Origin of the sequence: Streptomyces sp. NPDC051214, from assembly GCF_040682375.1 — a bacterium.
Lineage (GTDB): Bacteria > Actinomycetota > Actinomycetes > Streptomycetales > Streptomycetaceae > Streptomyces.
The window spans coordinates 199,354-212,400 of sequence record NZ_JBFBAT010000011.1 but is presented as its reverse complement, the minus strand read 5'-3'; the positions used below and the strand labels follow the sequence as shown (position 1 = coordinate 212,400).

14 protein-coding genes and 1 pseudogene are annotated in these 13,047 nt (G+C 70.4%); 1 reads left to right on the top strand and 14 read right to left on the bottom strand.

Annotation, left to right across the window (positions count from 1 at the left end; genetic code table 11):
• Positions 1-123: 123 nt before the first annotated feature.
• Both tsf and rpsB read right to left on the bottom strand, forming a co-directional pair.
• Positions 124-960, bottom strand: a complete 837-nt coding sequence (gene tsf, locus AB0M70_RS28560) for a translation elongation factor Ts (RefSeq protein ID WP_365824119.1) — start codon at positions 958-960, stop codon at positions 124-126.
• A gap of 93 nt (positions 961-1,053) precedes the next feature.
• Entirely contained in the window at positions 1,054-1,980 is a 927-nt protein-coding gene (gene rpsB, locus AB0M70_RS28555; protein ID WP_365824117.1) for a 30S ribosomal protein S2, read from the bottom strand.
• Between the two features lie 290 nt (positions 1,981-2,270).
• Between rpsB and AB0M70_RS28550 the strand changes: the two are divergent.
• Positions 2,271-2,843 (top strand): annotated as a pseudogene (locus AB0M70_RS28550) (M23 family metallopeptidase); the annotation flags it as partial.
• Between the two features lie 85 nt (positions 2,844-2,928).
• Here the strand turns inward: AB0M70_RS28550 and AB0M70_RS28545 are convergent.
• The 12 genes from AB0M70_RS28545 to rplS form a co-directional block, all read right to left on the bottom strand.
• On the bottom strand, positions 2,929-3,486 hold the full coding sequence (locus AB0M70_RS28545) for a helix-turn-helix domain-containing protein (RefSeq protein ID WP_365824285.1): 558 nt from the start codon (positions 3,484-3,486) through the stop codon (positions 2,929-2,931).
• A gap of 132 nt (positions 3,487-3,618) precedes the next feature.
• Entirely contained in the window at positions 3,619-4,461 is an 843-nt protein-coding gene (gene whiG / locus AB0M70_RS28540) for an RNA polymerase sigma factor WhiG (protein ID WP_365824115.1), read from the bottom strand.
• A 328-nt stretch (positions 4,462-4,789) separates the two neighbouring features.
• Positions 4,790-5,956 carry a DNA-processing protein DprA gene (dprA, locus tag AB0M70_RS28535; protein WP_365824113.1) on the bottom strand — a complete coding sequence of 389 codons (1,167 nt, stop codon included), beginning with the start codon at positions 5,954-5,956 and terminating at the stop codon, positions 4,790-4,792.
• Positions 5,953-7,572 (bottom strand): YifB family Mg chelatase-like AAA ATPase, encoded by a 1,620-nt coding sequence (locus tag AB0M70_RS28530; protein WP_365824111.1) that lies wholly within the window; start codon positions 7,570-7,572, stop codon positions 5,953-5,955. Before AB0M70_RS28530 ends, dprA begins: the two co-directional genes overlap by 4 nt.
• The gene (locus AB0M70_RS28525) at positions 7,572-7,949 is read right to left on the bottom strand and encodes a YraN family protein (RefSeq protein ID WP_363212539.1); all 378 of its coding nucleotides are present in this window, start codon (positions 7,947-7,949) and stop codon (positions 7,572-7,574) included. Before AB0M70_RS28525 ends, AB0M70_RS28530 begins: the two co-directional genes overlap by 1 nt.
• Before the next feature lie 184 nt (positions 7,950-8,133).
• Positions 8,134-8,442 (bottom strand): DUF2469 domain-containing protein, encoded by a 309-nt coding sequence (locus tag AB0M70_RS28520; protein WP_003965949.1) that lies wholly within the window; start codon positions 8,440-8,442, stop codon positions 8,134-8,136.
• A gap of 55 nt (positions 8,443-8,497) precedes the next feature.
• Complete coding sequence (locus AB0M70_RS28515; protein WP_365824109.1) at positions 8,498-9,034, bottom strand: NUDIX hydrolase; 537 nt, start codon at positions 9,032-9,034, stop codon at positions 8,498-8,500.
• Complete coding sequence (lepB, locus tag AB0M70_RS28510; protein ID WP_365824107.1) at positions 9,024-9,797, bottom strand: signal peptidase I; 774 nt, start codon at positions 9,795-9,797, stop codon at positions 9,024-9,026. The genes AB0M70_RS28515 and lepB (AB0M70_RS28510) overlap by 11 nt, the downstream gene beginning before the upstream one ends.
• 80 nt (positions 9,798-9,877) lie before the next feature.
• Entirely contained in the window at positions 9,878-10,843 is a 966-nt protein-coding gene (gene lepB, locus AB0M70_RS28505) for a signal peptidase I (RefSeq protein ID WP_365824105.1), read from the bottom strand.
• Positions 10,734-11,813, bottom strand: a complete 1,080-nt coding sequence (gene lepB, locus AB0M70_RS28500; RefSeq protein WP_365824103.1) for a signal peptidase I — start codon at positions 11,811-11,813, stop codon at positions 10,734-10,736. The genes lepB (AB0M70_RS28505) and lepB (AB0M70_RS28500) overlap by 110 nt, the downstream gene beginning before the upstream one ends.
• On the bottom strand, positions 11,806-12,525 hold the full coding sequence (gene lepB / locus AB0M70_RS28495; protein ID WP_365824101.1) for a signal peptidase I: 720 nt from the start codon (positions 12,523-12,525) through the stop codon (positions 11,806-11,808). Before lepB (AB0M70_RS28495) ends, lepB (AB0M70_RS28500) begins: the two co-directional genes overlap by 8 nt.
• Positions 12,526-12,570: 45 nt before the next feature.
• Positions 12,571-12,921, bottom strand: coding sequence for a 50S ribosomal protein L19 (gene rplS / locus AB0M70_RS28490; RefSeq protein ID WP_160507458.1), 351 nt, complete (start codon positions 12,919-12,921; stop codon positions 12,571-12,573).
• Positions 12,922-13,047 lie beyond the last annotated feature (126 nt).

Sequence of the window (13,047 nt, the reverse complement as noted above, 5' to 3'; positions counted from 1 at the left end):
TTCGCATCCCATGCTCGGCAATGGCCTCCTCGTCAGATCCTGCGGTCGTACGTCGCGTACGCGTGGGTACGCGGGCGACCGCTGTCGACCCTAGCGGGGTCTACCGTCGATCGCGGTACGGACTCAGATGCCGACCTTGATGCGCGAGAAGCGCTTCAGGGTGACACCGGCCTCGTCCAGGACCTTCTGGACGGACTTCTTGTTGTCGAGCGCGTACGGCTGACCGAGGAGGGTGGCCTCCTTGAAGAAGCCGTTGACGCGACCCTCGACGATCTTGGGCAGCGCGGCCTCGGGCTTGCCCTCGGCGCGGGTGGTCTCCTCGGCGACGCGGCGCTCGGACTCGACGACCTCGGCCGGGACGTCCTCGCGGGAGAGGTACTTCGGCGCGAAGGCGGCGATGTGCTGGGCGATGCCCTTGGCCAGGTCGGCGTCGGCCTTGTCCAGCTCGACCAGAACACCGATCTGCGGGGGCAGGTCGGGCATGGTGCGGTGCATGTACGCGGTGACGTACGTGCCCGCGAACTGGGCGAAGCGGTCCAGGACGATCTTCTCGCCGAGGTTGGCGTTGGCCTCGTCGACGTACGCCTGGACGGTCTTGCCGGCCTCGATCTCGGAGGCGAGCAGCGCGGCGATGTCGGCGGGCGACGTCTTGGCGATGTGCGCGGCCAGCGAGTTCGCGACGGCCTGGAACTTCTCGCCCTTGGCGACGAAGTCCGTCTCGCACTTCAGCTCGACGATCACGCCGGAGGTGTTGTCGTCGGCGATGAGGGACACCACGGCGCCGTTCTCGGCGGAGCGGCCCTCGCGCTTGGCGACGCCCTTCTGGCCCTTGATGCGCAGGGCCTCGACGGCCTTGTCGACGCTGCCGTCGGCCTCGTCGAGCGCCTTCTTGCAGTCCATCATGCCGGCGCCCGTGAGCTCACGGAGCTTCTTGACGTCAGCGGCGGTGTAGTTCGCCATGATCCTGAAATTCTCTTTCGGAGGTCTGAAAGATCTACGGGTGAACGGCGGGGGCCTGTGGGCCCCCGCCGTCAACTACCGAACCTGTGAAGGTCAGGCCTGCTCGGTCTCCGCGGCGGGGGCCTCGGCAGCAGCAACCTCGGCGGGGGCCTCGGCCTGCTCGGCGTCGGCGGCCTTCTCCGTCTCGGCGGACTTCTGAACCTCGGCCTCGGCCTCGGCGGCCTTCGGCTCGTCGGCCTTCTTCTCGCCCTCGAGCAGGTCGCGCTCCCACTCGGCGAGCGGCTCGCCGGCGGCCTTCTCGCCCGGCTTCTGGTCGCCCGTGGCGACGCCGGAACGGGCGATGAGGCCCTCGGCGACGGCGTCGGCGATCACGCGGGTGAGCAGGGTGACGGAGCGGATCGCGTCGTCGTTGCCCGGGATCTTGTAGTCGACCTCGTCGGGGTCACAGTTGGTGTCGAGGATGGCGACGACCGGGATGTTGAGCTTCCGGGCCTCGCCGACCGCGATGTGCTCCTTCTTGGTGTCCACGATCCAGACGGCGCTGGGCACCTTGGACATCTCGCGGATACCGCCGAGGGTCTTCTCCAGCTTGGCCTTCTCGCGGGAGAGGACGAGCAGCTCCTTCTTGGTGAGGCCGGACGCGGCCACATCCTCGAAGTCGATCTGCTCGAGCTCCTTCAGGCGCTGCAGGCGCTTGTAGACGGTCGAGAAGTTGGTGAGCATGCCGCCCAGCCAGCGCTGGTTCACGTAGGGCATGCCGACGCGGGTCGCCTGCTCGGCGATGGCCTCCTGCGCCTGCTTCTTCGTGCCGACGAACATGACCGTGCCGCCGTGGGCGACGGTCTCCTTGACGAACTCGTAGGCGCGGTCGATGTACGACAGCGACTGGAGCAGGTCGATGATGTAGATGCCGTTGCGCTCCGTGAAGATGAAGCGCTTCATCTTCGGGTTCCAACGACGGGTCTGGTGACCGAAGTGGACGCCGCTTTCCAGCAGCTCCCGCATCGTGACGACGGCCATGGCCGTACTCCTTGGTGTTCTCGGTTGTGCCGCGTCCGCCGGATGGCAGACGCGCCTGACGCCCGCGATGCGCCGTGCCGCAAAGGACCGAGAGGCGCTGGCACCTGGCTTTTCATGGCCTGGTGTCGGGGCGTGCGAAGTCGACCCGGTGACCCGGATCGCCACAAGAAGTGTACGGGACCCGCGAGGCAGCGGGTGACGCCGATGTCCACAAGCGGCTGGTCATCCACAGATCCGCGCCATGATCCCCGCGGGCCGGCCCGGCGCGGGACGGTTCTGGCATGTCTCACATGCGAAGAAACCTGAGTGCTGTTCCGCGTCCGCTGCTGGGTCTCGTGCTGCTGTGCGTGGCCCTGATCACCGTGGCGGGGGTGCCCGCCGGGGCTGCCGAGGAGCCGGTGCCGAAGGTGCCGAAGGTCGGCCGCGCTTGGCCGGTGGGGGTGCGGCCCGCTGTCGTACGGGGCTGGGAGCCGCCGGCGACGGAGTACGGCCGGGGACACCGGGGCGTGGACCTCGCGGCGCCACCGGGCTCGGTGGTCCGGGCGGTGGCCGCGGGCAGGGTCTCCTTCGCGGGCCGGGTGGCAGGGCGGGGAGTGGTCGCCGTGGAGCTGACGGGCACCGGCGACCCGCCCCTGCGCACGACGTACGAGCCGGTGCGGGCCACGGTCGAGAAGGGCGCCGAGGTGGCGGCGGGCGGAACGCTGGGGGTGCTGGAACCGCCCCGCGCCCACTGCTCGGGCAGCTGTCTCCACTGGGGGCTGCTGAGGGCCGAGGCGTATCTGGACCCGCTGTCGCTGATGCCGCCGTGGCTGCTGCGACGCGGGGCCGCCCGCCTGCTGCCGGTGATCGATGTGCCGTTCCCGCGGCCGTACCCGCCGTGGGCGGGCGTTCTGCCGGGCGGGGCAGGGGGCCTGGACGCCCCGCTGCCGGGCATTGTCGTGCGAGGCCTCAGCCCCGGACCCCTCGCAGGGCCATGGCCACGGCTGCTTCGGTGATGGCGGACGGGTCCTCGGCGGCGCCCAGCTCGATGCGCCGCACCGCCGCGTCCACGACACCCTGCAGGAGCATCGCCGCGAGCCGTGGCTCGTCGTGCCCCAGCTCGCACAGCGCCTCGCCGATCATGGCGACGAGCCCGCCGTGCGCGGCCCGGATCTTCTCGCGCGCACCCGCGTCCAGCTCGGCCGCGGAGATCGCGACGACGGCCCGGTGGCGGCGGTCCCCCACCAGGTCGAGCTGACGCCTGACGTACGCCTCGACCTTGCCCTCGGCGGAGTCGGCGCCCTCCATCGCGGCGGACACCTCCGCCGCCCAGACGGGGAAGTCGACCTCGCACAGCTCCTCCACGACCGCGGCACGCGACCGGAAGTACTCGTACACGGACGACCGCGCGAGCCCCGTGCGTTCAGCGAGGGCGGGGAAGGTCAGCGCCTCCGTACCGCCCTCGGACAGCAGGGACCGTGCGGCGTCCAGGAGGGCGCCGCGCTGCATCGACCGGTGCTCGGCCACAGAGGCCGCTCGAATCCTTGGCACGCCCTCCACTCTACGGACGTGACCGCGCGGACGGGAGTCGATGCACTCGGCAGAACCGCACGCCCTGGTCGCACGGCACATGCCCGGGGCAGGGACGATTCAGCGCTTTCAGCGGCCGAAACTCGCCAGCTTCGCCCGCAGCTGGAGCACCGACTTCGTGTGGATCTGGCTCACGCGGCTCTCCGTCACGCCGAGCACGTTGCCGATCTCGGCGAGCGTCAGACCCTCGTAGTAGTAGAGCGTGACGACGGTCTTCTCCCGCTCCGGCAGCGTGTTGATCGCGCGCGCGAGCAGCCGCCGCAGCTCGCGGTCCTCGGCGACCTCCACAGGGTTGTCGGCCGCGGTGTCCTCGAGGGTGTCCATCAGGCTCAGGCGGTTGCCGCCCTCGCCGCCGACGTGCAGCAGCTCCTCGAGGGCCACCACGTTCGCCAGCGACAACTGGCTGAAAATGGCGTGCAGTTCCTCGATGGCGATGCCCATCTCGTGGGCGACCTCGCCCTCCGACGGAGTACGCCGCAACTGCGCTTCGAGCGTGGCGTAGGCCCGCTCGACGTTGCGTGCCTTCTGCCGCACCGACCGGGGGATCCAGTCGAGCGCGCGCAGTTCGTCGATCATCGCGCCACGGATGCGGGTGATCGCGTACGTCTCGAACTTGATGGAACGCTCGATGTCGAACTTCTCGATCGCGTCGATCAGACCGAACACCCCGGAGGACACGAAGTCCGCCTGCTCGACATTGGGCGGAAGGCCCACGCTGACCCGGCCCGCGACATACTTCACCAGCGGCGAGTAGTGCAGGATCAGCTGTTCGCGCAGCCGCCCGTCCCCCGTGTCCTTGTACGACCGCCACAGCTCGTCCAGCGACGAGGGGGCGGGGGGCCGCTCCCGCTCTCCGCTCCGGGCGGCGGGAGGAGCCGCCGCCCGATCGGACCCTGAGGTGTGCTGGGGCATTTGTTGCCTTGAGCCGTTCTGCCGTGAACCGGTGAGGTCGTGCGGGCCGATGGATGCGCCCGCGCCCGCGAGGTGGTGAGTGTGCGTGAAGTGAATGAGGTTGTCCGTCTGCTTGCCTGTGGTTGCCTGTCCGCGTCGGAATCCTTGTGAGCGTAGCGTGACTGAAGAGTCGCAGTGTGCGAACAGCGGGGGATCCCGCGTACGCAGATACGTTCCGCTGGGCGCCCCACCGAGTACCCTCCGTCGCCGTCCGTGACGAGCTTGAAGCGTCAACTGCGGCCGCTCCCAAGGCCATCGGGGGTTCATCCAGACGGCCGAACACGGTCGGTCACGAACCGCCTCCCTCCGGCGAGACCGACACAATCGCCTGGCGTGTCAACTGCCAGCCCTCGCCGTGTCGTTCGACGAACCCGAGAGAGCGCAACTCGTACAACCGACCGATCGCCAGGTCCACCACCGTGCCCGCCCCGAGTGCGATCTCCCGGGGCGACGCACTCCCCCGGCCGGGCACCGCCGCCAGGACGCGCGCGGCATCCGGGGCGAGCAGATCGCGCGGCACGACGGGTCCGCGCCGCTCCGGGGCCAGCTCGCCCATGTCGCCCACCAGCTCGACGACGTCCGCCGCGTCGGTCACCAGGACTCCGTCCCGCCGCAGCAGTTCGTGCACCCCCGCCGAGAGGCCGCTCGTCGCGGGGCCCGGCACCCCCATCGCGAACCGTCCGAGCTCCTGGGCACTGCGCGCCGTGGCGAGCGCACCACTGCGGTAAGCGGCCTCGACGACGACACTCCCCCGGGTGAGAGCGGCGATCACACGGTTCCGCAGGATGAACCGGCTCGGCGTGGGATGGTCCCCGGGCGGCAACTCCCCCACCAGCAGCCCCTGTTCCGCGATCCTCCTCAGCAACTCGGCGTGACCGCGCGGATAGGCCTGATCGACCCCGCAGGCGAGCACCGCGACCGTGGCCCCACCGGCCCCCAGCGCTCCCCGGTGCGCGGCACCGTCCACCCCGTAGGCGCCCCCCGACACGACCACCCACCCCCGCTCGGCAAGACCCGCGGCGAGACCGGCCGCCATGTGCGCCCCGTACTCCGTGCAGGCCCGCGCGCCGACCACGGCCACCGACCGCAGCGCCCATATCCGCAGGCTGGGCTGCCCCCGCACCCAGAGCCCCACGGGCCGAGCGTCCCCGAGGTCGTCCAGCTGGGCGGGCCACTCCGACTCCCCCGGACACACGAAGCGCACCCCCGCGTCCCGTGCCACCGCCAGGTCCCACCCAGGCCGTGCCTTCGCGGCCCGCGCCCGCAGCCCTTCCCACCGCACCGGAGTCACCCCGGCCAACCGCTCCTCCCCCTCGACCAGCCGCCGCACCACTTCCGCGGCCCCGGTCTCGCGCAACCACCGTCCGCCCACCGCGTCCCCCGGTTCCAGAATCCGGGTCAGGGCGGCCCTCGCCAGCCGCTCCTCCTCCGGGGCGCCGCCCTGGTCCGAGGTCATGTCACCGCCCCGATCGCCATCGGCACTCCCCGCGAGATCCCCGTACGCAACTGCAGTGCCAGGGCGACGTCCTGCACCCCGGGCCGGCCCCGTCCAGCGAGGTCGGCGACAGTCCAGGCGACCCGCAGGACGCGGTCGAGCCCCCGGGCGGTCAGGAAGCCACGCTCCAGGTCGAGTTCGGCGGCGTCCAAAGCGCCCGGCTCCGCGGGCCATCGCGTGCGCAGCGCGTGTCCCGGGACCTCGCTGTTCGTGCGCCAGCCGGTGCCGGTCAGCCTGGCCGCGGCCCGCTCCCGGGCGGCGCGCACCCGGTCGGCGACCGTCTGCGTGGAGTCCCCCGGAGTGCCGTGCCCGGCCAGCTCGGAGCGCGTGACGGGCTCCACCTCGACCTTCAGGTCGACCCGGTCGAGCAGCGGTCCCGACAGCCGCGCCTGATAGCGGCGGATGACGGACGCCGGGCACTCGCAGCCGTCACCCAGCAGGGTGTGCCGGCCGCAGGGACAGGGGTTGGCGGCGAGCACCATCAGGAACTTCGCGGGCAGGCGCACCACTCCCGCGCTGCGAGCGATCACCACGTGCCCCGATTCCAGGGGCTGGCGCAAGGAGTCCAGGGTCTGGCCGCTGAACTCCGGCGCCTCGTCGAGGAAAAGCACCCCGCGGTGAGCCAACGACACCGCCCCCGGTCGCGCGATTCCCTTGCCGCCGCCCACCAGCGACTGCATCGTCGCGGAGTGGTGCGGCGCGCAGTACGGCGCGGTGTCCACCAAGGGCTTGCCCGGTGGCAGCATGCCCGCCACGGAGTGGACGGCCGTCACCTCCAGGGACTCCTCCCGGGTCAGCCGGGGCAGGATCGCCGGCAGCCGCTCCGCGAGCATCGTCTTTCCCGCGCCCGGCGGTCCCTGCAGAAAGAGGTGGTGTCCGCCCGTCGCCGCCACCTCCACGGCGGTCCTGGCCGAGGTCTGGCCGACGACATCGGCGAGGTCGAGGGCGAGGGCGTCGTCCAGACCGCCGCTGAGCCCTGTGCCCACACCGGTCCCGGGCACGCAGAGCCCCGCGAGCATCGGGTCCGGACGCCCGGGCTCGTCGGGCTCCTCCTGGGGCACCGGCTCGTCGGTCAGCACGGCGATCAGCTGCCGCAGGCTGCGCACCCCGAGGATCGAGATCCCCGGCACCAGCGCGGCTTCCGCCGCCGTGCACTCCGGGACGACGACCTGCTCATAGCCCGCGTCGGCCGCCGCGAGGACCGCGGGCAGCACTCCCCTGACCGGCCGCACCCGCCCGTCGAGCCCCAGCTCGCCGATCATCACGATGTCGGTGAGGGTCCGCGGATCGATGCGCTCCGCCGCGCCGAGCACCGCGCAGGCGATCGCGAGATCGAAGCCGCTGCCGCCCTTGGGCACCGACGCCGGGCTGAGGCCCACCGTGAGCTTCTTCTGGGGCCACTCCGCTCCGGAGTTGACCACCGCGGCCCTGACCCGGTCCTTGCTCTCCGTCAGGCTCTTGTCCGGGAGTCCGACCAGCGTGAACGCCGCGACGCCCGGCTCCAGGTCGGCCTGCACCTCGACGACCACGCCCTCGACGCCCACCAGAGCCACGGAACACGTACGCGCGAATCCCATCAGGCCACCCCCCGCGCGTGCTCCACGACCGGTGCCCCGCGGCGTGGGATCAGGACGCCGACGAGATCGATCCGCACTCCGCCCGGCGGTGGGCCGCCACGTTCGTCGATCCAGCGCTCGGCGAGACGCCGCAGCCGCTCCGCCTTGGCCTGGCCCACGGCGGCCATCGGGTGCTGATAGATCCCCGAGCCGACCAGGGCGGCCCTGCGTGTCTTGACCTCACAGACGACCAGCGCTTCGCCGTCCATGGCCACGATGTCGATCTCGCCGGTCCTGCCGCCGCGCCAGTTGCGCTCCAGAACCGTCATCCCGGCTTCGCCCAGCCGCCGCGCGGCCAGATCTTCGCCGTACCGCCCGAGTGCCCCACGTGCGTTCATGTCGGAACCACCTCCGACACCCACACTGGGGCTCAGCCCGAAGCGCTGTGGATCTTGGTGGACGACTCACGCGTTGTGGAAAACTCGCTCACCCGTGACGGTGAACCGCGTGGCGAACCGAGCCGTGGTGGTGAACCGAGCCGTGGTGGTGAACCGAGCCGTGGTGGTGAACCGAGCTGTGAACTCAGCCGCCCGGCAGCTCGAGGTCGCTCTTGTTGAGCTCCTCGATGTTTACGTCCTTGAACGTGAGGACGCGCACCTGCTTCACGAACCGGGCGGGCCTGTACATGTCCCACACCCAGGCGTCCGCCATGGACACCTCGAAGAAAACCTCACCCTGGACCGAGTGCACCTGCATCTCGTAGTCGTTGGTGAGGTAGAAGCGCCGTTCGGTCTCGATCACATATTTGAACAGACCGACGACATCGCGGTACTCCCGGTAGAGCTTCAGCTCCATCTCGGTCTCGTACTTCTCGAGGTCCTCGGCGCTCATGGCATGTTCCCCTTCAGCCTTGCGTCCCCCTATTGTGCGTCAGCCCCTGGAGCCTCTACACGATTTCCGTGTCGAGGGTCTCGGGCCGGCTCGGGGGACCCTCGTCGAGCAGCCTGCGAAGCAACTCGGCGAGCCTGGTCGGATACACCGTCTCATGTGCCTCGGTCAGTTCCTGGCACGTCCACCATCGCGCTCCCGCGACACTCCGCCGTTCCAGCTCCGTCAGCCCCGCGGCCCGCGTGTACGTCTGCGACGTACGCGCCAGGAAGTACCGCTCGTCCTGGTCCCAGCGCCGTCCGGCGAAGGGGAAGGAGCAGAACCGCTGCCACAGGGCGGGGCCGAGCTCGACCTCGGTGATGCCCGTCTCTTCCATCAGTTCACGCAGCGCGGCCTGTTCATGCGTCTCCTCGCCTTCCAGACCGCCGCCCGGCGTGAACCACCAGTCGTCCGACGTGTCCTCCGGCTCATGGCCGTGCAACAGGAGGATGCGGTCCTGCGGGTCCAGGAGCACCACCCGTGCGACCTTGCGCAGCGCTTCCGGCTCCAGACGCGGCCGGGACTGGTGCGGCGGCTGCGGCTCCTCAGCCGACATGGGCGCTCTCTCCCGACCGGTCGCGGCTCCGCGGACGCTCGCGCCCGCGCCCGCGCCGAAGCCGCTTGGCCACCGGGCCGTACGCCGCGCCGCCCAGGACGAGGACGGCGCCGGCCACCACCGCCCACACCATGAGCCCGACGGGCCCTGGCTCGGAGATTCCGCCCGGCATGTCCGCGAAGCCCTCGGGACGCTCCAGCGTCCCGAGCCGCTCCGACGGCCAGGCCACCGCGTCGACCCGCCCCTCCACCGCGCCGCGCGGCACGGAGCCGCGGTTGGAGTCCTCCAGGTGCACGGTGGAGTCCAGGGAGCCGCTGCGCTCGTCACCGAGCAGGAAGAGGTTGCCCTTGGGGACCGTGGTGGCCGGGATTCCGGTGGCCGCGGCTCCCGTGCCCTTCGGAAGATACGGTTCTGCGACGGGCTTGCCGTTGACCATCAGCTTGCCGTCGGTGCAGCAGGAGATGCGGTCACCGCCGACGCCGACCACGCGCTTGACCATCGGCAGGTCGCCCCAGCTCGCCTGCCGGAAGACGACGACGTCCCCGCGGCGCACCTCGCTGCCGTCGATCCGCTCGGCAAGGACCCGGTCGCCCGCGCCGATCGTCGGCGTCATCGACCCGGTGGGAACGGTGTAGGGCTGGTACAGGACGGCGCCCCAGACGAAGCCTCCCAGGAAGAGCACACAGCCAAGGGCCACGGCCAGTCCCGACAGCACGCTGCCGAGCCGTCCGTGGCCCTCGTCCGTACGTTGTGTCCTGCTCATCCCAGTGCTCCCCCATTTCGGAGACGACCCCGCGCCCCTACGAACAGGAGCGCGGAAGATCGGCGATCTGGGACGGCACCCTACCCGGCGGTACCTCCGCCAGAAACCCTCGCGGCCTGCGCGGCAGCCACCGTCAGCCGGCGCCGGCGCCAGAGCACGACCGGCACCGCACCCGCGAGCCCGAGGGCCGCCGGCGCCGCGCTCATGGCGGTGTTGATGCCCTGCTGGTCGAAGGTGTCCGGCTTGGGCAGCGTCGCCCAGCGGGTGGGCGGCCAGGCGATCACGATGGCGCGGCCCACGACGTTGTCCACGGGGACGGCGCCGCCGCCGGGCTGGTTCTGGTGGTAGCGGGAGTCCAGCGAGTTCTGCCGGTGGTCGCCCATGACCCAGATCTTGCCCGCGGGGACGGTCACCTTGAACTGGCCGCCCTGGTCGTCGACCGTGCACGGGGTGTTGCCCTCGAAGACGTACGGCTCGTTCAGCGCCTTGCCGTTGACCTTCACCGGGCCCGTGCCCTTGCACTCCACCGTGTCGCCGCCGACCGCGATGACCCGCTTGATCAGGTCCTTCTCGTCGGCGGACGGCATCAGGCCGACCCAGCCGAGGACCCGCTGAAGCGCGTTCGGATCGGGCGTCGGCTCACCGTCCAGCCAGTGGCCGGGGTCCCTGAAGACGACGACCTCGCCGCGCTCGGGCTCCGAGCCGAACCACGGGGTCAGCTTGTCGACCAGGACGCGGTCGCCCTTCTGGAGCGTGTTCTGCATCGAGTCCGAGGGAATCGAGAACGCCTGCACCAGGAAAGTCTTGATCACCAGGGCCAGGATCAGCGCGATGCCGATGAGGAGGGGAAGCTCCTTCCAGAAGGAGCGGGGCTTCTTCGCCTCCCTGGTCTGCTTGCCTTCCGGCTCGCCGGGCGCAGGACCGGCACCCGCCGTGTCACTCCCGGGGCTCACGCCGTCCGCCGCGGCCTCCGGCTCGTCTGAACGCCCCGGCTGTTCTTCGGGCCCACCGTGTCCGGACCGTGCGCCGACCGCCACATCCCCCACATCCACTCCTCAGTCCGTGCCGCTGCCCGCTCCTGATGCGATGCAGGCCCACCACTCCCATAACGAGCGGGAGTTCCGCAGGGGTCGGGAGTCCGGTCAATCCGTGTCGATCGCCTGGGGCCACCCTATGCGACGGGCCAAGGGCGGTGTCCGACCCCGCACGCGCGTCGGGCACCGACGCGTACGTCTCGGGCTCCTCCAGTTTGCGCCAGTGGTCGAAGGGCCAGGCGATGACGAGCGCGCGGCCCACCACGCTGTCCTCGGAGACCGTGCCGCTGAACTTCTCGGTGCGGTGGAAGCGGGAGTCGGCCGAGTCGGAGCGGTGGTCGCCCATGACGAAGAGCCGGCCCTCGGGGACCTTCACCTCGAACTCGAAGGACGAGGGCTCGTCCCCCGGGTTGATGTAGGGCTCGGTGAGGGGGACTCCGTTGACCATGAGCTTCTTGTTCTTGTCACAGCACTTCACGGTGTCGCCGCCGACGCCAACGACGCGCTTGATCAGGTCGCGTTCGTTGTCGGAGGGAAGCAGTCCGATGAAGGCGAGGCCTTCCTTGACCTGCTTGACGCCTACGGGGTCGTCCTTCTTCTTGGTCTGCTCGTCCTTGAGCCAGTTGCCCGGGTCCTCGAAGACGACGACGTCGCCGCGCTCCGGCTTGGCTCCGAACCACGGGGTGAGCTTGTCGACGAGTACGCGGTCGCCGATCTTGATCGTCTGTTCCATCGAGCCCGAGGGGATCACGAAGGCCTGCACCAGGAAGGTCTTCAAGACCAGGGCTATGAGCAGCGCCACGCCTATGAGGAGAGGTATCTCCTTGATCGCCGAGCGCTGCCTGCGCCGCTTGACCTTCCGCGCGAGCTTGCGCCGCTCGGCCCTGCCGGGCAGTACGGGACCGGTGGTGGGCCGGGAGCCGGTGGGCAGCCGGGTGTCGGCTCGGTGACTGGCGGCGCGTGTACGCCCGCGGTTACCCATGCGCGCCGCCTGGTGCCGGCACGCGCGCGTAGCTGTCGGGACGCTCCAGGGAGGTCCAGTGTCCGATGGGCCAGGCGATCCAGTCGGCCCTGCCGATCACGGAGTCGACGGGGATCATGCCGCCGCCGGGCTGCCCCAGGCGGTCGCGGGAGTCACTGGAGTCGCTGCGGTGGTCACCGAGGAGGAACAGGCTGCCTTCGGGGACGACCGCGACGAAGCGCGCCTTCGAGGGGGCGTCCCCCGGGTACAGGTACGGCTCGTCGACGGGCTCGCCGTTCACCTTGATCCTCCCCCGCTTGTCGCAGCAGACCACCCGGTCTCCCCCTACCCCTGCGACCCGCTTGATGTAGTCGGCATCTCCGAAGTAGCCGCTGCCGTCGAAGACGACCGCGTCACCTCGCTGCGGCTCGGAACCGAAACGGTACGCCAACTTGTTGACGAGTACCCGGTCTCCGACCCGGAACGCGGGCTCCATGGAGCCGCTGGGGATCTGGAAGGGCTGCATCACGAAGGTGCTGACGAGGAGCAGGGACACCATGCAGAACAGCAGGGTCAGAGTGACTCTGCCGCCGGGGACCCAGGACACGAACGACACAAAAGCGGAGCGCGACCGGTCCTCCGTCCCCTCGGACTCACCCTCGCGCTCGGCGCTCGGGGAATCCGTGGGTGGGGAGGAGCGGTCGCGCTCCGTGTGCTGTGCTTCGGTGTCCATCGGGGCCAGATGCTATCCGGCCCCGCTGTGGACCCGTGCGTCAGCTCAGTTGTCGCGCTTCTCCTTGATCTTCGCGGCCTTGCCGCGCAGCTCACGGAGGTAGTACAGCTTCGCGCGGCGCACGGCGCCACGGGAGACGAGCTCGATCTTCTCGACGATCGGGGTGTGCACCGGGAAGGTGCGCTCCACGCCGACGGAGAAGGAGACCTTGCGGACCGTGAAGGTCTCGCGCACGCCGGCACCCTGGCGACGGATGACTACGCCCTTGAACTGCTGCACACGGGAGCGGTTGCCCTCGATGACGCGCACGTGGACGTTGACGGTGTCACCCGGGCGGAAGGCCGGGATGTCGGTGCGCAGCGAAGCGCTGTCGACGGAGTCGAGCAGGTTAGCCATGATCGTCTGCTTTCTTCACTGATGCCACAGGTCATCAGCGGGAAGTTCGTGATGAGGATTCGATAGCTGTTCGCGTCGGGCGGGCGTCGTTCCCCCTGTGGCAGGGGCGCGCGCTGGACGTACAGC